The following is a 20775-nucleotide window of genomic DNA, read 5'->3' on the forward strand; positions in this document are numbered from 1 at the left end:
CTGTCCGCTCACTGTCGTAATACCCTGGAAGCACGATCAGCTGTTACCCGACCGCACCACGACGATAGAACGCCTCCGTAAGGACTACAAGTGGAACTGGCCTATTACTCGGACTACGCCGTACGTCTGGTCAACAGCGAGGACCCGGCCCGCGGCAAGGACGCGCTGACCTCGGTGGAGGCGGTCCGCGACCTGTTCGGGGGCAACGGCACGGGCGCCCGCCGGGCCACCGAAGCCGATGTCACCCGGTTCCGGTCGGTCCGGGCGCGGCTGCGCTCGGTCTTCGAGGCGGCGGCCGGCGGCGACGAGACGCTCGCCGTGGACCTGCTGAACTCCCTGCTGCTGGAGTTCCCGGTGAGCCCGCAGATCTCCGGGCACGACTTCCGCGACGACGACGGCCGCCCGCTGTGGCACATGCACCTGGCGGACCATCCGTCCAACGCCACCGCCGGGTACGCGGCCATCGCGGCGATGGGCCTGGCGTTCCATCTCACCGAGTACGGAGTGGACCGGCTGGGCCTGTGCGAGGCGTCCCCCTGCCGCAACGCCTACCTCGACACCTCCACCAACCGCTCCCGGCGCTACTGCTCGGACCGCTGCGCGACCCGCGCCAACGTGGCCGCCTACCGGGCCCGCAAGCGCCTGGAGGCCGAGCGGTCGGGCAGGACGGGCCGCACGGCGGACAGCGCCCAGCGCACAGCGGCCACCGGCGAGCGCTGACCGGGCTTGAGCGGCCGGTACCGCAGCCGGGCCTTGCCGAGCACGAGGTCCTCCGGTACGACGCCGTAGTCCGTGCTGTCGCCGCCCGCGAACGCGTTGTCCCCGAGCACCCACCAACCGCCCTCGCGCCGCTCCACGGCCCGCTTGACGACGAGCAGGTCCTGCTGGAACGGATGCCGCAGGACCACGATGTCACCGGGGCCGACCCTGGCCCCCCAGTGCACGACCAGCTGGTCCCCGTGCTGGAGCGTGGGCACCATCGACGGCCCGGTCACCTCGGCCACCCCCACGAAGGGCAGCAACGGCCTCCCCCGCTCGGTCTCCTGCGACAGCTCCGGCATCCCCGGCACCTCCCCGGTACGTTCATCCACCAGTCTCAGTCTGACCCCGGACTTTTGCCCTAAGCCCATGGGGGCACCCGCCTTTTCGACTCTCGCAGGGAGTAATGTCGCACCTGAGAAGACGATCACGAGGAAGGAACGCTCCATGCTTTCCCGCCTGTTTGCCCCCAAGGTCAAGGTCAGCGCGCACTGCGACCTGCCCTGCGGTGTGTACGACCCGGCCCAGGCCCGCATCGAGGCGGAGTCGGTGAAGGCCGTGCAGGAGAAGATGGCCGCCAACGACGACCCGCACTTCCAGGCTCGTGCCACGGTCATCAAGGAGCAGCGCGCCGAGCTCGCGAAGCACCACGTTTCCGTGCTCTGGAGCGACTACTTCAAGCCCCCGCACTTCGAGAAGTACCCGGAGCTGCACCAGCTGGTCAACGACGCCCTCAAGGCCCTCTCGGCCGCCAAGGCCTCGACCGACCCGGCCACCGGCCAGAAGGCCCTGGACTACATCGCGCAGATCGACAAGATCTTCTGGGAGACCAAGAAGGCCTAGTCCGACGCGCGTACGGAAAGGGGCTCAGCCGGTTGCTGCCGGCCGAGCCCCTTTCCGCGCCCGTCGCCGGTCGCCCCTCGCCCCTCGCCGATCGACGCAGTCCCCCAGCACGTCCCCGGCCGGTCCGCCGACCGCCACCGCGACCGGCATCGGCCAACCCGTGGGGCGGCGACAGCGGCGACAGCCGTGGACCGCCCAGCCGTCGTCCGGTGAAGTACGCCGTGATGTCGGCGACCGACACCGCCAGTGCCCGCAGCACCTTTCCGGGTGCGGGCCAGGCGGTCAGCACCACCCCCGTCACGGCCGCGGCCGACAGCGCGATCACCCCGACCACGACAGCGCCGGCCGCGCGGCCGCGATGCCCCGGTCCCTAGACCTCGCCCGCCTCCAGCAGTCCCGCCGCCTCGCCCACGATCCGCGGATCGGGCGTGCCGACGACCTCCTCGTCCTTGTCGGAGTAGTCGAAGCGGGCCAGCACACTGCGCATGGCCTCGACCCGGGCCCGCTTCTTGTCGTTGCTCTTGACCACCGTCCAGGGCGCGAACTGGGTGTCCGTCTCACGGAACATGGCGACCTTGGCGGCGGTGTAGTCGTCCCAGCGGTCCAGGGAGGCGAGGTCCATGGGGCTGAGCTTCCACTGCCGTACGGGGTCGATCTGGCGGATGGTGAAGCGGGTGCGCTGCTCGCCCTGGGAGACCGAGAACCAGAACTTCAGCAGGTCCACGCCGTCGTCCACCAACATCCGCTCGAACAGCGGGGCCTGCCGCATGAAGCGCCGGTACTCGTCGTCCGTGCAGAAGTCCATGACCCGCTCCACGCCGGCCCGGTTGTACCAGGACCGGTCGAACAGCACGATCTCCCCCGCGGTCGGCAGATGTTCGACGTACCGCTGGAAGTACCACTGCCCGCGCTCGCGCTCGGTCGGCTTCTCCAGCGCCACCACCCGGGCGCCCCGGGGGTTCAGGTGCTCCGTGAAGCGCTTTATGGTGCCGCCCTTGCCGGCCGCGTCCCGTCCCTCGAAGACGATGACGAGTCGGCGCCCGGTCTCCTTGATCCAGCTCTGGAGCTTCAGCAGTTCGATCTGCTGGAGCCGTTTGTGCCAGTCGTACTCCTTGCGCTCCATGCGGTGCGCATAGGGGTAGTTCTCCCGCCAGGTGTCGATCGGGCTGCCGTCCGGGCGGATGAGCACGGGGTCGTCGGGGTCGGTGTAGTCGACCTTCAGGTCGGTCAGCAGAGGTGTCACCCTTGCTCCCCTCTCATCTCGGTGGGTCAGTGGAACTGCGGCACGATCAGGTAGATGCCGTACGCCACCACCGCCGCGCAGGCGAGGAAGCACAGGCCGGCCTGGGTGATGCCGAGCGTGGACGTACCACCACCGCCATCCTCCCTCGCCCCCTCGAAACGGGCGAGACCGAGTACCCCGAGGGCGAAGACCACCACCACGGCGATGGTGACGCCGACGCTCACCGCGGTGACCTGGCCGAGTGCGGTCCAGTCGATGCTCATGACAGGAACTCCTAAGGGGGCTCAGGCGGCCGTGCCGACGCGGGCCGGCGGCTCGGTGCGGAGGGTGACCTCGTGGGCGTCGTTGACGTTGTGCGCGCTCACCGGGTTGCGGCGGGAGATGAGCACGATGCCCGTGGCGACGGCGGCACCGACCAGCGCGACGACGACCGTGCCGAAATTGCCGCCGTGCTTCACGGCACTCGCGGAGAGGCCGCCGACCAGCGCGGCAGCCGGCAGGGTGATCAGCCAGGCCGCGACCATGCGCCCGGCGATGCCCCAGCGCACCTCCGCCAGCTTCCGGCCGAGGCCCGCGCCGAGGATGCTGCCCGAGGCGACCTGCGTGGTCGACAGGGCGAAACCGAGGTGGGCGGAGGTCAGGATGACCGTGGTGGACGCGGTCTCGGCGGCGAAGCCCTGCGGGGACTGGATCTCGGTGAGGCCCTTGCCCATGGTGCGGATGATCCGCCAGCCGCCGAGGTAGGTGCCGAGCCCGATCGCGAGACCGGCGGAGGCGATGACCCAGACCGGCGGACCGGCGTCGTGGCCGAGCGCACCCGCCGAGATCAGGGTCAGTGTGATGACGCCCATGGTCTTCTGGGCGTCGTTGGTGCCGTGCGCGAGGGAGACGAGGGACGCGGAGGCGATCTGGCCGAGCCTGAAGCCCTTGGTCACCGAGTCCTTGCGGGCGCGGGCGGTGAGCTTGTACGCGAGGTAGGTGGCGATCAGCGCCGCCACGCCCGCCACCACCGGGGAGGCCACCGCCGGGATCAGGATCTTCTCGACAACCTTGTCGAAGTGCACGCCGTGGGAGCCCGCGCCCACCCACACCGCGCCGATCAGCCCGCCGAACAGGGCGTGCGACGAGCTCGACGGCAGACCGACCAGCCAGGTCAGCAGGTTCCACAGAATCGCTCCGACCAGCCCCGCGAAGATCATCCCGGGCGAGACCAGAGCGTCGTCCACGATGCCGCCGGAGATCGTCTTGGCGACCTCGGTGGACAGGAAGGCGCCGACGATGTTCAGGGCGCCGCTCACCAGGACCGCTGTCCTGGGTTTCAGCGCGCCGGTCGCGATGGACGTCGCCATCGCGTTCGCGGTGTCGTGGAATCCGTTGGTGAAGTCGAAGGCCAGAGCCGTGACGATGACGACCGCCACGAGGAACGTGATGTGGTCCATGCCTCCCATGGGAGCAAGCGCTTCCGTACGGCAGGAGAACGTGAGGCAAAGCCCGTTCCAGATCCCCGCACCCAGCTGGTGACCATCGTGCGATGCTGGCGTGATGGTGAGCATCGAGGACCTGGTGCGGCTGCGGCAGGCGCGGGACCGGATGGACCGCGAGTACACCGAGCCGCTCGACGTACCGGCGCTCGCCCGCACCGCGCTGATGTCACCGGGCCACTTCCAGCGCAGTTTCCGCGCCGAGTTCGGCGAGACACCGTACGGCTATCTCATGACCCGGCGCATCGAGCGCGCGAAGGCGCTGCTGCGGCGGGGCGACCTGTCCGTCACCGAGGTCTGCATGGCCGTGGGGTGCACCTCCCTCGGCTCCTTCAGCTCGCGCTTCACGGAGCTGGTGGGCGAGACGCCGAGCGCTTACCGGGCCCGCTCCCACGAGGAGACCGTCGGGATCCCCCCGTGCGTGGTCCGCAGGCACACCAGGCCCCGACGGGCCTAACGTGAAGCCATGGACATCAAACTCAAGAACTGCTTCATCGCCGTGGACGACCACGACAAGGCGATCGCGTTCTACCGGGACGTCCTGGGCATGGAGGTGCGAGGCGACGTCGGGTACGAGGGCATGCGCTGGGTGACGGTCGGCTCGCCGCTCCAGCCGGACGTGGACATCGTGCTGGAGCCGCCGGCCGCGGACCCGGACTCGTCCCCCGCGGACAAGGAGGCGATGGCACGGCTGCTGGCGAAGGGGCTGCTGCGGGGGGTCAACTTCACGACGACCGACTGTGACGCGTTGTTCGCGCGCGTGCGGGAGTCCGGGGCCGAGGTGATCCAGGAGCCCACGGACATGCCGTACGGGGTGCGCGACTGCGCTTTCCGGGATCCGGCGGGGAACATGCTGCGGTTCATGGAGGCACCGAAGTAGCGGCGCCTACGATCACCGCATGACTACCCGCTGGACGTACGCCTTCGTCGACCGGCCCGTTCCCCGGTTCGCCCAGGCCTGTGACTTCTGGACCGCCGTCACGGGCACACACCTGTCCGAGTTCCGCGGTGAGCGGCGGGAGTTCGTGAGCCTCCTGCCGGCCGACGGGTCCGACGCCTGCGTCAAGGTGCAGGCCGTCGCCTCCGGGCCCGGTGGTGCCCATCTCGACTTCTGCGTGGACGACGTGCGGAAGTTCGCGAAGGCGGCGGAGTCCCTCGGCGCTCATGCGGTCGCCGACCAGGGGACGTTGATCGTCCTGCGCTCCCCCGCCGGTCAGCTGTTCTGCGCCGATCCCTGGCGCGGCCAGTCGGCCCGCCCGCCGGTGTTCCGCGGCAGCCGTCTCGACCAGGTCTGCCTGGACGTCCCACCCTCCCTCCACGAGGCCGAAGTCGCCTTCTGGGCCGCCCTGTTGCCCGACTGGGAGTCCCTGCCCGGCTCGCGCCCCGAGTTCCATGTCCTCAAGCCGCCGTCCGGCCTCCCGGTCCGCATCCTCCTCCAGCGCCTCGACGAGGAACGCCCCGCCTCCGCCCATCTGGACCTGGCCTGCGCGGACGTCGAGGCGACGCGGGCCGAACACGAGCGCCTGGGCGCCGAGTTCGTCGCCCGGGGCCGAAACTGGACGGTGATGAGGGATCCGGCGGGCGGGCTGTACTGCCTGACGGGGCGGGACCCGGAGACGGGTGGGCTGCCTAGCCCGAGATGAACGCGCAGGCCACTATGAGCCGGTCGCCGTCGGGGTCGGTGGTGGGGCTCGGGCACGTGCTCTCCCACCCCTCCGGGAGCTCGGGCGTCGGACTGCTCTCCTCCCAGCCGTACGGCCCCGGCGGCTCCGCCGAGTCCTGCAGCCAGAGCGTGAGCCCGCCGGCGACGACCACGAGAGCCGCCCACACCAGCAGGGCCCAGCGCCATAACCGGCGGCGACCGCTCACCCCCACGGCTCCACGTCGACGACCGCGGCCACCGGGAGGGGCCCGTAGATGTGCGGGAACTCCTCGGCGCCGGGCTTGGGGGCCTCGTACTTCAGCGGTACGTCGAGACGGGCGGGGTCGATGACGAGGAGCACCAGGTCCGGAACACCGGCGAAGAAGCGCGCGGCCGTGCCCGGAAGTTGCTCTCGCGTCGAGCAGTGGATGAAGCCCTCCTCCTGGAGGGTGCGGCCGCGTGTCGAGATCTCGTACGTGCCGCGGGCGCGGGCCTCCTCCCAGAGGGAGCGTTCGGTCAGGTGCACGATGTGATGGGTTGTGGACATGCCGTCACGTTAAGGCCTGAGCCGGGCCGCCCGCCTCTGCAAATAGCGCTGCTCGGGCAGGCTCAGGGTCTTGGCGGCGGCCGACTCGTACGCGGCCCGCGCCTGCTCGTACGCACCCGCCCGTTCCAGCAGATGCCCGCGTACGGCCTCCAGGCGGTGCCCCAACTCTCCGGTGAGGGCGTCCAGTTCCGCGAGCCCGGCCCGCGGACCGCGCACCATGGCGACCGCGACCGCCCGGTTCAGCCGCTCCACGGGCCCCGGAACGAGCCGAACGAGAACGTCGTAGAGCCCGAGGATCTCCCGCCAGTCGGTCGCCTCCGGCGAGGGCGCCTCGTCGTGCACGGCGGCGATGGCCGCGCGGATCTGGTAGGGCCCGGCGTGGCGGCGGGCCAGCGCACCGGTGACCAGCGCCACGCCCTCCTCGATCGCGGCCTTGTCCCAGCGGGTGCGGTCCTGTTCGTCGAGGGGGACCAGGTCGCCGCCAGGGCCGGTGCGGGCGTCGCGGCGGGCGTCGGTGAGGAGCATCAGGGCGAGCAGGCCCGCGATCTCGCAGTCGTCGGGGAGCAGCCGGTGGACCGTGCGGGTCAGGCGGATCGCCTCGCCGGCGAGGTCACGCCGCTGGAGGGCAGGTCCGGAGGTCGCCGTATGGCCCTCGTTGAAGATCAGGTAGAGGGTGTGCAGGACGGCGGGCAGCCGTGCCTCCCAGTTGTCGGGGCGCCCGAAGCCGACGCCCCGCACCTTCTGCTTGGCCCGGCTGATGCGCTGGGCCATGGTCGCCTCGGGGACGAGATACGCCCGGGCGATCTCCGCCGTGGTCAGTCCGCCGACCGCGCGCAACGTGAGCGCGATCTGCGCGGAGGGGGTGAGCTGGGGATGGCAGCACAGGAACAGCAGGGACAAGGTGTCGTCGGGGCGGGGCGCACGGTCGGCGAGGGCGGTGTCCCGCACGCTCAGCGCGGCCGCCCTCTCCTCCCGCGCCCGCCGCGCCTCCTCCGCGCGCAGCATGTCGGTCAGCCGCCGCGAGGCCACCTTGATGAGCCACCCGCGCGGATTGTCCGGCACCCCCGTCGACGGCCACTGCCGGGCCGCGGCGAGCAGTGCCTCCTGTACGGCGTCCTCGGCGGCGTCGAAACGGCCGTACCGCCTGACCAGCGCGCCGAGGACCTGCGGCGCGTGCAGGCGCAACAGGTCCTCGGTATCGCTCGTCGGCCGCACGGTTCTCAGATGTCCCCGGCGCCGTCCAGGATGGGCCGGATGACCACCGGGTACTCGGGGGCGCCGGCGGGCTGGGGGCACTGGGCGATGCGTTCGGCGATCTCGGTGACGCGCTCCAGGCTCTCGCACTCCAGCACCCAGTAGCCGCACAGCAGCTCCTTGGTCTCGCTGTACGGCCCGTCGGTGATCACGGCCTGGCCGTCCGCGCCCCGGCTGACGTGCCGGACCTGCGCGGGCTCGGCGAGGCCCTGGCCGTCGAGGAACTCGCCGGTCTCGGACAGGTCGTCGTTGACGGCGCTCATGAAGGCGTACATCGTCTGGATCTCCTGCTCGCTCCAGGCCGGGGAGTGCTCGGAGCCCTTGCCGCGCATGGCGTCGTAGTCGGCCTGCGTTCCCTGCACCATGACCAGGTACTTCATGATTCCGCTCCTTCGGCTTCGGTCGGCTCGGCCGCCCGTCGTGGGCGGCTCTCACAGGGGACGTCGGAGCCGGAGACGGATTCTCGACAGAGTTCAGGAACTTTTTCCGGCGGGCGCGCCGCCGTGGTCCTCGCCGGACTCGGCGGTCCGGCCGGCGTACGCCTCGCACTCGGGGTTGCGGCACGGGCCGCCCTTCCATACGGGGACCCACGCACCCAGCGTCTTGTGACGCCGTACGACCGACTCGACCGGCTGCCCGCAGACGGGACAGACGTGTTCGTCGCTGCCCATGCCCTCAGGGTAGGACGAAGCGGCCGCGGGCGCCTGCCGCTGTCGGCTCCACTTCTGTCGGCCCGGCCTCCGTCAGCGCTACCGAGGTCGTCGATCCCGCCGTGGAGTTCACCCGCGAGTCGGGAGCCGCCGCACAGGCGGATGCCGAACTCGCCGTCCTCCGCCTTCAGTTCGCGCACCTCGGCGACAGGTCGTCGCCGATGATCCCGACATGCGGGTCGGGCGACTCGGTGAGGGTGCGCGAGGCGCCGTACTCGCGCAGATGGTCGTAGTGACCGGGTTCCGGTGGGCCTGGTGGAACGGATCGTGGAGGCGGTCGTCCCGGTGACCTGGTCAGGGGGACGGGGAAGTGCGCGGCCGGTATCGCCTCAGCCGCGCCGCGCGACGTCCCCTCCGGCACTACCGCGAAGCGCGCGGCTCGCGCCACATGGGCCACATCCGCGGCCCGTCGGGCAGGTCGAGCGGCGGGTCCATCGGCTCGAACCCGAGCCGCTCGTACAGCTCACGGCTCCGCGCACTGCTCGCCTCCAGATACGCCGGCACGCCCTCCCGGTCACACCGGTCCAGAACCGACCCGATGAGCGCGCTCCCGAGCCCCTCCCCCTGCCGCTCGGGGGCCACGCCGATCATCCACAGGTACTCATGGGCCCGCCCGGCCGGATGCACCTCGGCCGTGAGCCGCCCGATGAGCTCGATGCGCTCATTGCCCGGATCGAGAGCCTCGCGCAGTGCGGCGAAGTCATCCTCGCCCTCGTGCTCGTCACCGCCTTCCGCCGGTACCGGCAGCCACAACGCGCACGCGGTCCCGTCCTCCGTGACGTCCACCCGGCCCTCTGCCATCACGATGTCCACGAACGCCGCCATCAACCGGGGGTGCGTCGTACGGCGGTACTCCTCTCCCGGGAAGATCCACCCGCTGACCGGATCGTCCTGGAAAGCCGAGTCCAGCAACCGCGTCACCAGTTCGCGATCGCCGCTGCCGGCAGCCCGTATCGCCACGCCCATGCCCCACCCCTTCAACTCAACAACCTTTGACCACAAGGGTTTTGAGACTATCCGGAGAGCATGCGGGGGCGGGCCCCGCACACCGTGGGGATGTGCGGGACCCGTCGGCCGAAGCCCCCGGGGTCCGCGCGGGATCAGGAACCGCGCGGCGCCGGGCGCTCCGGGGTCCTCAGGCGCTGCGCCGCGTCACGAACTCCGCGAGGGAGAGCAGCCCGCCCGCCGCCTCCGGGTCGGGCACCGCACGGGCCAGCTCGTCCATCGCCCGGGCCATCCGGTCGGCCGCCTGCGCCTGCGCCCAGTCACGGCCACCGGCCTCCTCGACGGCCAGCACCGTACGCGCCAGGTCCGCTTCGGCGTAGGGCGCCGCGTACAGCTCGGCCAGTTCCGCGGCCGAGGCCGTACCGGAGGTGAGGGCGGCGACCACCGGGAGGGACTTCTTGCGGGCGGCGAGGTCCGCGCCGACCGGTTTGCCGGTACGGGCCGGGTCGCCCCATATGCCGATCACGTCGTCGATGAGCTGGAAGGCGAGGCCCGCCTCCCGGCCGAACGCGTCCATCGCCCCGACGTCCTCGGCGGACGCGCCCGCGTACAGCGCGCCGAGCGCACAGGCACACCCGAGCAGCGCGCCCGTCTTGGCCTCCGCCATCACGAGGACCTGGTCGAGGGTGACCTCGTCGGGAGCGAGCTCCTGCATGGCGGTGTCCTCGTGCTGGCCCTCGCACAGTTCGACGACACAGGCCGCGAGCCGGGCCGCGGCCGCTGTCGCCGCGGGGTGCGGGTCCTCGGCCAGCAGCCGGAGCGCCAGCGCCTGGAGGGCGTCCCCGGCCAGGATCGCGTCGGCGTCGCCGAACACGGTCCACGCGGTGGGGCGGTGCCGGCGGGTGGTGTCGCGGTCCATCACGTCGTCGTGCAGCAACGTGAAGTTGTGGACCAGCTCCACCGCCACGGCCGCCCGGACGGCCGCCGCCCGCGCCCGGTCCCCACCGAGAGCGGCGGCCGCGGTGAGGACGAGTGCGGGCCGGATCGCCTTGCCCGCGTTGCCCGCCGCCGGAGTGCCGTCGGCGTGCTCCCAGCCGAAGTGGTGGAGCGCGACCCTGCGCAGGGAGCCGGGCAGCGACTCCAGGGCGGACCGCAGCTCGGGGTCCACCGACGCCCGGGACCGCTCCAGGATCACCGCGGCCTCGTGCCCGTCGAGCGAACGCGTCTCGGCCCGGGCATCGGGTCCGTCGAACGCACGACTCTGGGGCGGCACCTCGGGCCCGTGACACAGATGTGCCTCGGGCCTCGCGTCGGGCCCGTGAGGCGGCTTTGCCTCGGCTCTGTCGTCGGACTCGTGACGCGGCTTGGCCTGGGCACTGTCGTCGGGCTCCTGACGCGACTTGGCCTGGGCACTGTCGTCGGGCTCCTGACGCGGATGTGCCTCGGCCCTGGCGTCGAACCTGCCCGTCCCTGCGGCCGGTGTGACGTCCCCGGTCCGCCCGGCGATCGGCGCCCCGGTCCCCCCAGTGACCGGTGCCTCCGCCCCTCCGGCCGCCTGTCCCCGCGCCTCCTTCCTCCCTGTCGCCGGTGCCTTCCTTTCTGTCGCCAGTGTCTGCGTTCCCGTCGTGAACTCGGCCATGGAACCCCCCTCGGTCAGTCCGCGGACGGTGGCGCTTCCGCTGTGGGCGGCCGCGCTCCTGCCGGGTGCCGCCACCCCGGTGTCCGACCGGGGTGGCCCCGCCCCGGTGGGCGGGGGCACGGCTCCCCGGCGCGGGAAGGTCACCTCCAGCGGCCGATCTCGACGTTCTCCAGGACTCCGAGCGCGTCCGGCACCAGCACGGCCGCCGAGTAGTAGGCCGTCACCAGGTACTTGATGATCGACTGTTCGTTGATGCCCATGAACCGCACCGACAGGCTCGGCTCGATCTCGTCCGGGATACCGGCCTGCTGAAGGCCGATGACGCCCTGGTCGGCCTCTCCGGTACGCATGGCGATGATCGAGGTGGTCCGCTCCGGGGTGACCGGGATCTTGTTGCACGGATAGATCGGCACCCCGCGCCAGGTGGGGATGCGGTTGCCGCCCACGTCGATGGTCTCCGGGACCAGTCCGCGCTTGTTGAGCTCACGGCCGATCGCGGAGATCGCGCGCGGGTGGGCGAGCAGCAGCTTGGTGCCCCGGCGGCGGCTGAGCAGTTCGTCGAGATCGTCGGGGCTGGGCACGCCGTCGTGCGGCTGGAGCCGCTGGTCGTACTCGCAGTTGTTCAGCAGTCCGAACTCGCGGTTGTTGACGAGTTCGTGCTCCTGGCGTTCCTTGAGGGCCTCGACGGTCAGCCGGATCTGCTGTTCCGTCTGGTTCATCGGCTGGTTGTAGAGGTCGGCGACACGCGTGTGGATGCGCAGGACGGTCTGGGCGATGCTCAGTTCGTACTCGCGGGGCCGGGCGTCGTAGTCGACGAAGGTGTGCGGGATGTCGGGCTCACCCGCGTGGCCCGCCGCGAGGTCGATCTCTTTCTCGCCGTATTTGTTGGTGGGCTGCGAGGGGATCGCGCGCTGTTCCCGGAGGTGCTCGCGCAGGGCTTCGGCACGCTCCGCCACCTGGTCGACATCCTGGCGGGGCAGCACGAGGACCGTGCAGGCGGTGGCCGCGCGGGCGGTGTACTCCCAGATGGCGTCCGGGTCGAGGAGCGCCTGGTCGCCGAAGTAGGCGCCGTCGGCGAGGACCCCGAGGACCGCGTCGTCGCCGTAGGGGCCGGTGCCGACCTTCTCCACCCTGCCGTGCGCCAGCAGATACACCTCGTCGGCCTGGGCGCCGAACGACGCGATCACCGAACCCTGGGTGAACTCCCGCTGCTGGCAGCGCCGGGCGAGCTCGGAGAGCACGTCGTCGTCCTCGTAGGACCTGAGTGCCGGCAGCTCGCGCAGCTCGTCGGGGATCACCTCGACCCGGTCCCCGGTCTTCACGAAGGTCACCCGGCCGTCGCCCACGGCGTAGCTCAGGCGCCGGTTCACCCGGTACGTGCCGCCCTGTACGTTCACCCAGGGCAGCATGCGCAGCAGCCAGCGGGAGCTGATCTCCTGCATCTGAGGTGCGGACTTGGTGGTGGTGGCCAGGTTCCGCGCGGCCGCTGTGCCGAGGCTCTGCTGCGGCCGGTCCTGCTCGGTGCGGACCTCTTCGCCTACCGACATAAGGAATTGCCCTCCCGGTACATGCCCGGACGCGATCTGCGCTCGGGCACCGATGTGCATGAGCAAGCCTTCCTCACGGAACGTGCCGGTGCTATTACCCGAAAGAGGGGGAATGGATCACCGCGGGGCTGGGCATATGCGCGTCTCCTATCCACTGACGTCCCGTCAATCCCGTCCGCTGAACGGAATTCGACTGTCCGAATCAGCTCGCACGCTGTGCGAACCAGGAGTCGGAGTCCGCCGCTTTCGGTACAAGCACCGGTAGGGGCCGGCCGCGGTCGGCGGGCGGCCCGCGATGCGAAGGAGGGAGCCATGGCCTCACCCATGTCCGCGGGCAGATTCCTGGCCGTCCTGCGGGCGGAGGGCGCCACCGTCGTCGAGGTCGGCGACTGGGAGCACCACAACCGCAACCATGTCGGAGCGTGGGGACCGGTGCACGGCGTGATGATCCACCACACGGTGACCAAGGGCAGCGCGGCGACGGTGGAGCTGTGCCGCAAGGGCTACACCGACCTGCCGGGCCCGCTGTGCCACGGCGTCATCACCAAGGACGGCACCGTCCACCTCGTCGGCTACGGCCGCGCCAACCACGCGGGGCTGGGCGACGACGACGTCCTGCGCGCGGTGATCGCCGAGAAGGCTCTCCCTCTCGACAACGAGGCCAACACCGACGGCAACCGCCACTTCTACGGCTTCGAGTGCGAGAACCTCGGCGACGGCGAGGACCCCTGGCCGGCGGCCCAGCTGAAGGCGATCGAGCAGGTCTCCGCAGCGGTGTGCCGGCACCACGGCTGGACGGAACGGTCGGTCATCGGCCACCTGGAATGGCAACCGGGCAAGGTGGATCCGCGGGGCTTCACCATGGCCTGGCTGCGCGGCCGGATCCGGGAGCGCCTGAAGTGACCGCGCAGGTCACAATGGGCGCGTGACCGGTCTCGACACCCTGCGCCCCCGCCTGCCCTCGCCCCTGCAGGAGCTGTCGGACCCCCGCTTCGCCCGGCAGGGCGTGCGTCTTCTCCTCAAGCGCGACGACCTGATCCACCCCGAGCTCATCGGCAACAAGTGGCGCAAGCTCGCGCCGAACCTCACCGCGGCGGCCGGCCGCACGGTCGTCACCTTCGGCGGCGCGTACTCCAACCACCTGCGCGCCACGGCCGCCGCGGGCCGCCTCCTCGGCCTGCCCACGGTCGGCGTGGTCCGCGGTGACGAACTCGCCGACCGCCCCCTGAACCCCTCCCTCGCCCGATGCGCGGCCGACGGGATGCGACTGCACTTCGTCGACCGGCCGACGTACCGCCGCAAGACCGAACCGGACACCCTCGCGCGCGTACTGCGCGCGGCGGACGCCGAGGGCGCGTACGTCGTCCCGGAGGGCGGCAGCAACACCCTCGCCGTACGAGGATGCCGCGCACTCGGCGAGGAGCTGTCGGGGCGGGCCGACGTCGTCGCGATCGCCTGCGGCACCGGCGGTACCCTCGCGGGCCTGGCGGCCGGACTGGCCCCTGACCAGCGCTGCCTGGGCGTCCCGGTTCTCAGGGGCGGCTTCCTGACCGCCGACATAAAGTCCCTGCAACACCGTGCCTTCGGTGCCCGACGCGGCGCCTGGGCACTCGACGACCGCTTCCACTTCGGCGGCTACGCCCGCACGACAGCCGCACTGGACGCCTTCGCCACGGACTTCGAGAACCGCCACGGCGTGCCCGTGGAACGTCTTTATGTCGCCAAGTTGCTCTATGGATTGGTCACCCTCGCCGAGGAGGGCGCCTTCACGCGCGGGGCGACGCTCGCGGCGGTGGTCACGGGCCGCCCCTTCCCCTGACCTTCACTCGCCCTACTCAGCCGCCTCCCGATAGGCCGCCGCCTCCTCCAGGTCCAGTCTGCGCAGCAGTGTCCGCAGCATCTCGTCGTCGATGTAACGCAGGTCCCGCAGTTTCACGAACACCGTGCGCTCGGCGCCGATCATCTCCCCGGACAGCCGGCGGTAGGTGTCGTCGACGGTCTCGCCGGTGAGGGGGTTGGACTGGCCGAGGCGTTCCCAGACGGCGTTGCGGCGGCGGTCCAGGACCATGCGCAGGCGGTCGGCGAGGGGTGGTGGGAGGGCGTTGCGCTCGTCGGCGAGGAGTTCGTCCAGACGCCGTTCGGCGGCCCGTGAGGCCTGCGCCTGGGCGTTGGCCTCGGCGAGGGTCTCGGCCTGCTGGTCGCGGCCGGGGAGCTTCAGCAGGCGGATCAGCGGAGGCAGGGTGACGCCCTGGACGACGAGGGTGCCGATGACCGTCGTGAAGGTCAGGAAGAGGATCAGGTTGCGGCCCTCGAAGGGCTCGCCGTCGTGCAGGTGCTCCGGGATGGAGAAGGCGATCGCCAGCGAGACCACCCCCCGCATCCCGGCCCAGGCGATGACGAAGGGCGCCTTCCAGGTGGGGTTGTCCTCGCGCGCGCGGATCCGCGCGGAGAGGCGCGGCAGGAAGGTCGCCGGATAGACCCACACGAACCTCGACACGACGACCACGAGGAAGACGGCGACCGCGTACCAGACGGCGCGGCCGCCCTCGTACTCCCCGAGGCCCTTCAGCACGACGGGCAGTTGGAGTCCGATGAGGGCGAACACCGACGACTCCAGGACGAAGGCGACCATCTTCCAGACGGCGTCCTCCTGGAGGCGCGTCGCGAAGTCGACCTCCCACGCGCGGTGTCCGAGGAAGAGGGCCACCACGACCACCGCGAGCACCCCGGACGCGTGGAACTGCTCGGCCGCCGCGTAGGCGACGAACGGGATCAGCAGGGAGAGGGTGTTCTGGAGCAGCGGCTCCTTGAGGTGGGTCCGCAGCCAGTGGATCGGCACCATCAGCACCAGGCCGACCGCGACCCCGCCGACCGCCGCGAGCAGGAACTCGCCGATGCCCCCCGCCCAGGTGGCGCCCTCCCCGATCGCGGCCGCGAGCGCGACCCGGTAGGCGGTGATCGCCGTCGCGTCGTTCACCAGGGACTCGCCCTGGAGGATGGTCGTGATCCGGGAGGGCAGCCCCACGCGACGTGCCACCGCCGTCGCCGCGACCGCGTCCGGCGGCGCCACCACCGCGCCCAGCACGAGCGCCCCGGTCAGCGAGAGACCCGGCACGATCCGGTACGCCGCCCAGCCGACGACGATGGTCGCGAAGAGCACGTACCCCACCGACAGCAGCGCCACGGGCCGCATCTGCGCCCGGAGGTCGAGATAGGAGCTGTCGGTGGCCGCGGAGTGCAGCAGCGGCGGCAGGATGAGGGGCAGGACCACGTCCGGGTCGAGCGTGTACTCGGGGACTCCGGGGACGTACGAGATCAGCAGGCCCGCCGCGACCAGCAGCAGCGGCGCCGGAACCGGGGTGCGCCGGGCTGCCGCGGCGATCGCCGCGCTCCCCGCCACCAGCAACAGCAGTGGCATCACGTCCATGACCCTCGCCCACCCTCGCTCATCGTCGTGCGCCCGCCCTCTTTTTCCGCCCGGCCGCCCGCGCGGCCGTCGTAACCTGGCAATCATGAAACAGTGCACGCACGCGGACGCGCTGCCGCACCCGGAGCCCGAGCCGCTCAGCGACACCTGCCCGGAGTGCTTGAGGGACGGTACCCACCCGGTACAACTGCGCCTGTGTCTGTCCTGCGGTCACGTCGGCTGCTGCGACTCCTCGCCGGGACAACACGCTACGAAGCACCACAAGGACTCCGAGCACCCGGTCATGCGGACCCACGAACCGGGTGAGAACTGGCGTTGGTGCTTCGTGGACCACGTCCTTGTGTGACCCTGGACCCTCGGGTTCCAGGACGGTTCGACCGTCTGACGTCTGGGTACGTCAACCCGGCGCGCGTTCTTCCCAATTGGAGCCGCAAACCCCTAGACACGGAGCGTGTCCACAGTTTTACTGTGAGTGACGGCAAGGGGTTGGGGTCCCGGGGACAGGAAAGTCGAGAGCGCGGTAGCGTCACCGCTGAACCACACGTCGCGTTACTCCGGGGGGCGACCCTCGGCCCCCGTAAAGCTTGTACCACCTTGGAGGTGAGGGTGTCCCAGATCGCAGGCGAGCCCGCGACCCAGGACTTCGTGGAAGTCCGGCTGCCGGCCGCGGGTGCCTACCTGTCGGTGCTGCGGACGGCCACGGCCGGCCTCGCAGCCCGTTTGGACTTCACCCTCGACGAGATCGAGGACCTGCGCATCGCGGTGGACGAGGCCTGCGCGATCCTGCTCCAGCAGGCCGTGCCCGGCTCGGTGCTCAGCTGTGTCTTCCGACTCGTCGACGACTCGCTGGAGGTCACCGTCTCGGCCCCGACCACGGACGGTCACGCACCGTCACGGGACACCTTCGCCTGGACCGTCCTCTCGGCCCTCGCGGGCAAGGTCTCGTCGGCCGTGGACGAGGACAAGACCGTTTCGATCAGCCTCTACAAACAGCGCGGCGCGGGACCCGGGCCGGCGTGAGGAACGGGGACGGGCCGGTGCGGGACGAAGAGCGCGGCACACGGGAGCTGCCGGCCGAGGGCGGGCACCGCCCTGTCGGTCCGAGCGGCGCCGACGGCCTGGGCGACGACAGCTCCGGCGGTTCCCGCCGCATGGCGGACGGCATCGACGGCATCCCCGAGCAGCCCCGGCCGCATCCGGAGGAAGACGTCGCCGACACGACGGCGACCGGCTTCCTGGACGACGGGCAGCATGATCGGAAAGGTGCCGTGCAGGATGCGCCTCCCGCAGAGCGGGCCGGGGTCCTCCCGGAGCGGACGGAGGCGACGGCTCGTGGAAGGGCGACGGGCGGGACGATGAGCGAGCACGAGCGAAACGCAGAGGACGGCGCGCCGGGCGCGAACAACACGCCGGTCCCGCGGCACGATCCACAGGACCGCAGCGGGGCACGTGCCCTGTTCGTCGAACTGCGCGCGCTGAAGGACGGCAGCCCGGAGTACGCGGAGCTGCGCAACCAGCTGGTCCGGATGCACCTGCCGCTCGTCGAGCACCTCGCGCGCCGCTTCCGCAACCGCGGCGAGCCGCTGGACGACCTGACCCAGGTCGCCACCATCGGGCTGATCAAGTCGGTCGACCGTTTCGACCCGGACCGCGGGGTGGAGTTCTCGACCTACGCGACCCCCACGGTGGTCGGCGAGATCAAGCGCCACTTCCGTGACAAGGGCTGGGCGGTCCGGGTGCCCCGGCGCCTTCAGGAACTGCGACTGGCTCTGACGACGGCCACCGCGGAGCTCTCGCAGCGGCACGGCCGCTCCCCCACGGTCCACGAGCTGGCCGAGAAGCTGGCCATCTCGGAGGAGGAGGTCCTGGAGGGCCTGGAGTCCGCCAACGCGTACTCCACGCTGTCCCTGGACGTCCCCGACACGGACGACGAGTCCCCGGCCGTCGCGGACACGCTGGGTGCCTACGACGAGGCGCTGGAGGGCGTCGAGTACAGGGAGTCGCTGAAGCCGCTGCTCGAGGATCTCCCCCCGCGCGAGAAGCGAATCCTTCTCCTCCGCTTCTTCGGCAACATGACCCAGTCGCAGATCGCGCAAGAGGTAGGCATCTCCCAGATGCACGTCTCCCGCCTGCTGGCCCGCACCCTGGCCCAGCTCCGGGAGAAGCTGCTGGTGGAGGAGTAGGCCGACCCCGGCCCACCCCCCAGCGAGGTCCGAGTGTCCGGCGCACTGCCGGACCCGGGCCCCGGCCGACCGGCCGCAGCCTGGCCTGGTACCCACTGCTTCGTCACCTACCCGGCCGCTGAGGTCCTGAGACGACGACCGGCTGTGCCGGCCGCGGATCCGACGCCGCGTATCCGGAGCCGTACCCCGAAGCCCCCGTCATACCGCGCGGTCCGAGCCGACCGCCGCAGCTCACTCACCGCCCCGCGCCTGGGGGTACACCTACTACTTGCCGTCCTGTGCCCGTCCCGGCCCCCTGATGCCGAGCGCCTGGGTGGTCGCCGGGTTGATCAGCAGGATCAGCGCGGCCACCGCGACGACCGCGAGGGCGATGCCCGCCGGGATCGCCACGCTGTCGGCCTGGAGGAGGTTGTACGCGACGGGCAGGGCCATGATCTGGGTGACGACGGCCGGACCCCGGCTCCAGCTGCGCCGGCCGAGCAGCCCGCGTGCGGCGAGGAGCGGCAGCAGCGCGAGGACGATCAGCGTGACGCCCCCGGTGACGGCCGACTGCCGGTCGTCCGGGTCGCCGGCCAGGCCCTCCACGAGCATCCAGACGCCTCCCGCCACGAGCGCGAGCCCTTCCAGGGCGGCCAGGGCGGCGGCGTACGTCAGGCGCCGCGGTCGCGGACCGGCGGTTTCGGGGGAAGAGGCGGTGGCGGGGGTCTGCTCGCTGCTCACCCCTGAAGGGTAGCCCTCGCACCTGGTGCCGCCGCGGGTGAGGCGCGGGCAACGCACACGGCCGCGCGCGGGTTGCCTCACGCCCCCGTGGCAAGGTTCACGCGCCGAAGTCTTACGTGATCCCTACCTCGACCTGTGCCCGGTACCACCCAGTAGGTACGCTGCAACCCATGCGTGCACTTCTCGTGGTCAATCCGGCGGCAACCACCACAAGCGCACGTACGCGCGATGTCCTGATCCATGCGCTGGCGAGCGAGATGAAACTGGAAGCGGTCACCACCGAGTACCGCGGCCACGCACGCGACCTGGGCCGGCAGGCGGCGGAGAGCGAGGACATCGACCTGGTCGTGGCCCTGGGCGGCGACGGCACGGTCAACGAGGTCGTCAACGGCCTCCTGCACGCGGGCCCCGACCCCGAGCACCTCCCCGGCCTCGCCGTGGTCCCCGGTGGCTCCACCAACGTCTTCGCCCGCGCCCTCGGCCTGCCCAACGACGCCGTCGAGGCCACCGGCGCCCTCCTGGACGCCCTGCGCGAAGGCAGCGAGCGCACGGTCGGCCTGGGTCTGACCGCGGGGACGCCCGGCACCGAGGACGAGGCCGTGCCGGAGCGCTGGTTCACCTTCAACGCGGGACTCGGATTCGACGCCGGTGTGGTCGGCCGGGTCGAGCAGCAGCGGGAGCGCGGCAGGAAATCCACACACGCTCTCTACGTCCGTCAGGCATTGCGCCAGTTCTTCGGCGAGGCGCACCGCCGGCACGGGACGATCACCATGGAGCGTCCGGATGCGGAGCCGGTGACCGATCTGGTCCTTTCCATAGTCTCGAACACCTCTCCGTGGACCTTCCTGGGCAATCACCCGATGTACGCGTCACCTAAGGCGTCGTTCGACAAGGGCCTCGACGTACTCGGTCTCAGCCGTATGACGACGCCCGCGATGGCCCGATATGGCACCCAGTTGCTCACTTCGTCCCCCGAACGCGGCCCTCATGGCAAGCACGCCGTGTCCTTGCACGACCTGGACCAGTTCACCTTGCATTCGAAGGTGCCCCTACCCCTCCAGATGGACGGCGACCACCTCGGACTGCGTACGAGCGTGACGTTCACAGGCGTACGCCGTGCACTGCGTGTGATTGTGTGAGCAGAAGGGGCTAAAGTCCTTTCACTCGAACGTTTAGACCAGGGTCCACCCCATGGAAGTACGGCTGTGACCTAGTCGACACCGAGGAATCAAAAAAAACTTTCCGGAAGGGGTTGTATCCGCCGCTGAGGTTTGCGAGTCTCTACGTGGCGGTCGGGACAGCCCGCAACATCAGCGTCCACAGGCCACCGGAACCCCTCTTCAATCCACAGGACCACGCCGGGGAAGACTCGGCGATCGGCCCTTCACTTGTTGAGGGATTCGTGAAAGCGTTCACATTCACAAGCAACTTGCACGTAATACCAAGGAGAGGTAGCAGCCATGGACTGGCGTCACAACGCCGTTTGCCGCGAGGAAGACCCCGAGCTCTTCTTCCCCATCGGCAACACCGGTCCTGCGCTGCTGCAGATCGAGGAAGCCAAGGCCGTCTGCCGTCGCTGCCCCGTTATGGATCAGTGTCTGCAGTGGGCGCTCGAGTCCGGTCAGGACTCCGGCGTCTGGGGTGGTCTCAGCGAGGACGAGCGTCGCGCCATGAAGCGCCGTGCCGCCCGCAACCGGGCCCGTCAGGCATCCGCCTGACATATCCACCCCGCACAGCCTGAGCTTGGCGGCGCGTACACCGCGTACGCTTCTCCCGCCCCCGAGCCGCAGCGCGCAGTACCCCCGATGCGCAGCACACGCTGGCAACGAGCATTT

Annotated in this window: 26 protein-coding genes and 1 pseudogene; 12 read left to right on the forward strand and 15 right to left on the reverse strand. The window is 70.8% G+C overall.

Annotated features, from left to right (window positions below):
* The first annotated feature begins 90 nt into the window (after nt 1–90).
* Nucleotides 91–720, forward strand: coding sequence for a CGNR zinc finger domain-containing protein (locus ABZT93_RS12515; protein ID WP_356102768.1), 630 nt, complete (start codon nt 91–93; stop codon nt 718–720).
* On the opposite strand, the gene sodX is transcribed toward ABZT93_RS12515, so the two are convergent.
* Nucleotides 624–1061: a nickel-type superoxide dismutase maturation protease gene (sodX, locus tag ABZT93_RS12520; RefSeq protein WP_356102939.1), complete on the reverse strand. Its 438-nt coding sequence runs from the start codon at nt 1059–1061 to the stop codon at nt 624–626. The two genes, ABZT93_RS12515 and sodX, sit on opposite strands and share 97 nt — an antisense overlap.
* 145 nt (nt 1062–1206) lie before the next feature.
* Here sodX and sodN point away from each other — a divergent pair, with 145 nt between their 5' ends.
* Nucleotides 1207–1602: a superoxide dismutase, Ni gene (gene sodN / locus ABZT93_RS12525; protein WP_020123534.1), complete on the forward strand. Its 396-nt coding sequence runs from the start codon at nt 1207–1209 to the stop codon at nt 1600–1602.
* A 370-nt stretch (nt 1603–1972) separates the two neighbouring features.
* Here the strand turns inward: sodN and ppk2 are convergent, their stop codons facing one another.
* Genes ppk2 through ABZT93_RS12540 form a run of 3 tightly spaced genes read right to left on the reverse strand, consistent with a single transcriptional unit; the run spans nt 1973 to nt 4284 of the window.
* The gene (gene ppk2 / locus ABZT93_RS12530; RefSeq protein WP_356102770.1) at nt 1973–2845 is read right to left on the reverse strand and encodes a polyphosphate kinase 2; all 873 of its coding nucleotides are present in this window, start codon (nt 2843–2845) and stop codon (nt 1973–1975) included.
* 26 nt (nt 2846–2871) lie between these two features.
* Nucleotides 2872–3108 carry a hypothetical protein gene (locus tag ABZT93_RS12535; protein WP_329267201.1) on the reverse strand — a complete coding sequence of 79 codons (237 nt, stop codon included), beginning with the start codon at nt 3106–3108 and terminating at the stop codon, nt 2872–2874.
* Nucleotides 3109–3129: 21 nt separating this feature from the next.
* The gene (locus tag ABZT93_RS12540) at nt 3130–4284 is read right to left on the reverse strand and encodes an inorganic phosphate transporter (protein WP_356102772.1); all 1155 of its coding nucleotides are present in this window, start codon (nt 4282–4284) and stop codon (nt 3130–3132) included.
* 103 nt (nt 4285–4387) lie between these two features.
* Between ABZT93_RS12540 and ABZT93_RS12545 the strand changes: the two genes are divergently transcribed.
* Genes ABZT93_RS12545 through ABZT93_RS12555 form a run of 3 tightly spaced genes read left to right on the forward strand, consistent with a single transcriptional unit; the run spans nt 4388 to nt 5969 of the window.
* Complete coding sequence (locus ABZT93_RS12545) at nt 4388–4783, forward strand: helix-turn-helix transcriptional regulator (protein ID WP_356102774.1); 396 nt, start codon at nt 4388–4390, stop codon at nt 4781–4783.
* A 9-nt stretch (nt 4784–4792) separates the two neighbouring features.
* Nucleotides 4793–5206: a VOC family protein gene (locus ABZT93_RS12550; RefSeq protein WP_356102776.1), complete on the forward strand. Its 414-nt coding sequence runs from the start codon at nt 4793–4795 to the stop codon at nt 5204–5206.
* Between the two features lie 19 nt (nt 5207–5225).
* On the forward strand, nt 5226–5969 hold the full coding sequence (locus tag ABZT93_RS12555; protein ID WP_356102778.1) for a VOC family protein: 744 nt from the start codon (nt 5226–5228) through the stop codon (nt 5967–5969).
* Here ABZT93_RS12555 and ABZT93_RS12560 read toward each other — a convergent pair.
* From ABZT93_RS12560 to ABZT93_RS12600, 9 genes and pseudogenes are all read right to left on the reverse strand, one after another.
* On the reverse strand, nt 5956–6156 hold the full coding sequence (locus ABZT93_RS12560) for a hypothetical protein (RefSeq protein ID WP_356102780.1): 201 nt from the start codon (nt 6154–6156) through the stop codon (nt 5956–5958). The genes ABZT93_RS12555 and ABZT93_RS12560 overlap by 14 nt on opposite strands.
* 35 nt (nt 6157–6191) lie before the next feature.
* The gene (locus ABZT93_RS12565; RefSeq protein ID WP_356102782.1) at nt 6192–6515 is read right to left on the reverse strand and encodes a DUF952 domain-containing protein; all 324 of its coding nucleotides are present in this window, start codon (nt 6513–6515) and stop codon (nt 6192–6194) included.
* 9 nt (nt 6516–6524) lie between these two features.
* Nucleotides 6525–7730: a sigma-70 family RNA polymerase sigma factor gene (locus ABZT93_RS12570; protein WP_356102784.1), complete on the reverse strand. Its 1206-nt coding sequence runs from the start codon at nt 7728–7730 to the stop codon at nt 6525–6527.
* Between the two features lie 5 nt (nt 7731–7735).
* Complete coding sequence (locus tag ABZT93_RS12575; RefSeq protein ID WP_356102786.1) at nt 7736–8149, reverse strand: YciI family protein; 414 nt, start codon at nt 8147–8149, stop codon at nt 7736–7738.
* A gap of 93 nt (nt 8150–8242) precedes the next feature.
* Complete coding sequence (locus ABZT93_RS12580) at nt 8243–8440, reverse strand: hypothetical protein (RefSeq protein WP_356102789.1); 198 nt, start codon at nt 8438–8440, stop codon at nt 8243–8245.
* A gap of 83 nt (nt 8441–8523) precedes the next feature.
* A pseudogene (locus ABZT93_RS12585) lies at nt 8524–8711 on the reverse strand (dihydrofolate reductase); the annotation flags it as partial.
* A 128-nt stretch (nt 8712–8839) separates the two neighbouring features.
* Complete coding sequence (locus ABZT93_RS12590) at nt 8840–9445, reverse strand: GNAT family N-acetyltransferase (protein WP_356102792.1); 606 nt, start codon at nt 9443–9445, stop codon at nt 8840–8842.
* 169 nt (nt 9446–9614) lie between these two features.
* Nucleotides 9615–10697, reverse strand: a complete 1083-nt coding sequence (locus ABZT93_RS12595; RefSeq protein WP_356102795.1) for a family 2 encapsulin nanocompartment cargo protein polyprenyl transferase — start codon at nt 10695–10697, stop codon at nt 9615–9617.
* Nucleotides 10698–11203: 506 nt separating this feature from the next.
* Entirely contained in the window at nt 11204–12610 is a 1407-nt protein-coding gene (locus ABZT93_RS12600; protein WP_356102798.1) for a family 2B encapsulin nanocompartment shell protein, read from the reverse strand.
* A gap of 312 nt (nt 12611–12922) precedes the next feature.
* Here ABZT93_RS12600 and ABZT93_RS12605 point away from each other — a divergent pair, with 312 nt between their 5' ends.
* Together ABZT93_RS12605 and ABZT93_RS12610 are read left to right on the forward strand one after the other, a co-directional pair.
* Entirely contained in the window at nt 12923–13513 is a 591-nt protein-coding gene (locus ABZT93_RS12605; RefSeq protein WP_356102801.1) for an N-acetylmuramoyl-L-alanine amidase, read from the forward strand.
* A gap of 22 nt (nt 13514–13535) precedes the next feature.
* The gene (locus ABZT93_RS12610) at nt 13536–14429 is read left to right on the forward strand and encodes a pyridoxal-phosphate dependent enzyme (RefSeq protein ID WP_356102804.1); all 894 of its coding nucleotides are present in this window, start codon (nt 13536–13538) and stop codon (nt 14427–14429) included.
* A 12-nt stretch (nt 14430–14441) separates the two neighbouring features.
* Here ABZT93_RS12610 and ABZT93_RS12615 read toward each other — a convergent pair whose 3' ends face one another.
* Complete coding sequence (locus ABZT93_RS12615) at nt 14442–16037, reverse strand: Na+/H+ antiporter (protein ID WP_356102807.1); 1596 nt, start codon at nt 16035–16037, stop codon at nt 14442–14444.
* An 85-nt stretch (nt 16038–16122) separates the two neighbouring features.
* On the opposite strand from ABZT93_RS12615, the gene ABZT93_RS12620 reads away from it, so the two are divergent.
* The 3 genes from ABZT93_RS12620 to ABZT93_RS12630 all read left to right on the forward strand — a co-directional run bounded on the left by ABZT93_RS12620 (nt 16123) and on the right by ABZT93_RS12630 (nt 18220).
* A complete protein-coding gene (locus tag ABZT93_RS12620) occupies nt 16123–16383 on the forward strand; it encodes a UBP-type zinc finger domain-containing protein (protein WP_355751043.1) in 261 nt (86 codons plus the stop codon).
* Between the two features lie 260 nt (nt 16384–16643).
* Nucleotides 16644–17057 (forward strand): anti-sigma regulatory factor, encoded by a 414-nt coding sequence (locus ABZT93_RS12625; protein WP_004925829.1) that lies wholly within the window; start codon nt 16644–16646, stop codon nt 17055–17057.
* Nucleotides 17058–17074: 17 nt separating this feature from the next.
* Nucleotides 17075–18220 carry an RNA polymerase sigma factor SigF gene (locus ABZT93_RS12630; protein WP_356102809.1) on the forward strand — a complete coding sequence of 382 codons (1146 nt, stop codon included), beginning with the start codon at nt 17075–17077 and terminating at the stop codon, nt 18218–18220.
* 264 nt (nt 18221–18484) lie between these two features.
* Here ABZT93_RS12630 and ABZT93_RS12635 read toward each other — a convergent pair whose 3' ends face one another.
* The gene (locus ABZT93_RS12635) at nt 18485–18940 is read right to left on the reverse strand and encodes a hypothetical protein (RefSeq protein ID WP_356102811.1); all 456 of its coding nucleotides are present in this window, start codon (nt 18938–18940) and stop codon (nt 18485–18487) included.
* A gap of 170 nt (nt 18941–19110) precedes the next feature.
* On the opposite strand from ABZT93_RS12635, the gene ABZT93_RS12640 reads away from it, so the two are divergent.
* Nucleotides 19111–20079 (forward strand): diacylglycerol kinase family protein, encoded by a 969-nt coding sequence (locus ABZT93_RS12640; protein WP_356102814.1) that lies wholly within the window; start codon nt 19111–19113, stop codon nt 20077–20079.
* Nucleotides 20080–20400: 321 nt separating this feature from the next.
* On the forward strand, nt 20401–20658 hold the full coding sequence (locus ABZT93_RS12645) for a WhiB family transcriptional regulator (RefSeq protein WP_006142322.1): 258 nt from the start codon (nt 20401–20403) through the stop codon (nt 20656–20658).
* The last annotated feature ends 117 nt before the right edge of the window (nt 20659–20775 follow it).

The sequence above is a fragment of the Streptomyces sp. NPDC005303 genome, assembly GCF_040607335.1.
Taxonomy (GTDB): domain Bacteria; phylum Actinomycetota; class Actinomycetes; order Streptomycetales; family Streptomycetaceae; genus Streptomyces.

Coding starts and splice junctions, on each gene's coding strand:
- sodX (WP_356102939.1), bottom strand. CDS start 1,061: ATGCCGGAGCTGTCGCAGGAGACCGAGCGGGGGAGGCCGTTGCTGCCC.
- sodN (WP_020123534.1), top strand. CDS start 1,207: ATGCTTTCCCGCCTGTTTGCCCCCAAGGTCAAGGTCAGCGCGCACTGC.
- ABZT93_RS12535 (WP_329267201.1), bottom strand. CDS start 3,108: ATGAGCATCGACTGGACCGCACTCGGCCAGGTCACCGCGGTGAGCGTC.
- ABZT93_RS12540 (WP_356102772.1), bottom strand. CDS start 4,284: ATGGACCACATCACGTTCCTCGTGGCGGTCGTCATCGTCACGGCTCTG.
- ABZT93_RS12545 (WP_356102774.1), top strand. CDS start 4,388: ATGGTGAGCATCGAGGACCTGGTGCGGCTGCGGCAGGCGCGGGACCGG.
- ABZT93_RS12550 (WP_356102776.1), top strand. CDS start 4,793: ATGGACATCAAACTCAAGAACTGCTTCATCGCCGTGGACGACCACGAC.
- ABZT93_RS12555 (WP_356102778.1), top strand. CDS start 5,226: ATGACTACCCGCTGGACGTACGCCTTCGTCGACCGGCCCGTTCCCCGG.
- ABZT93_RS12565 (WP_356102782.1), bottom strand. CDS start 6,515: ATGTCCACAACCCATCACATCGTGCACCTGACCGAACGCTCCCTCTGG.
- ABZT93_RS12575 (WP_356102786.1), bottom strand. CDS start 8,149: ATGAAGTACCTGGTCATGGTGCAGGGAACGCAGGCCGACTACGACGCC.
- ABZT93_RS12580 (WP_356102789.1), bottom strand. CDS start 8,440: ATGGGCAGCGACGAACACGTCTGTCCCGTCTGCGGGCAGCCGGTCGAG.
- ABZT93_RS12590 (WP_356102792.1), bottom strand. CDS start 9,445: ATGGGCGTGGCGATACGGGCTGCCGGCAGCGGCGATCGCGAACTGGTG.
- ABZT93_RS12600 (WP_356102798.1), bottom strand. CDS start 12,610: ATGTCGGTAGGCGAAGAGGTCCGCACCGAGCAGGACCGGCCGCAGCAG.
- ABZT93_RS12605 (WP_356102801.1), top strand. CDS start 12,923: ATGGCCTCACCCATGTCCGCGGGCAGATTCCTGGCCGTCCTGCGGGCG.
- ABZT93_RS12615 (WP_356102807.1), bottom strand. CDS start 16,037: ATGGACGTGATGCCACTGCTGTTGCTGGTGGCGGGGAGCGCGGCGATC.
- ABZT93_RS12620 (WP_355751043.1), top strand. CDS start 16,123: ATGAAACAGTGCACGCACGCGGACGCGCTGCCGCACCCGGAGCCCGAG.
- ABZT93_RS12640 (WP_356102814.1), top strand. CDS start 19,111: ATGCGTGCACTTCTCGTGGTCAATCCGGCGGCAACCACCACAAGCGCA.
- ABZT93_RS12645 (WP_006142322.1), top strand. CDS start 20,401: ATGGACTGGCGTCACAACGCCGTTTGCCGCGAGGAAGACCCCGAGCTC.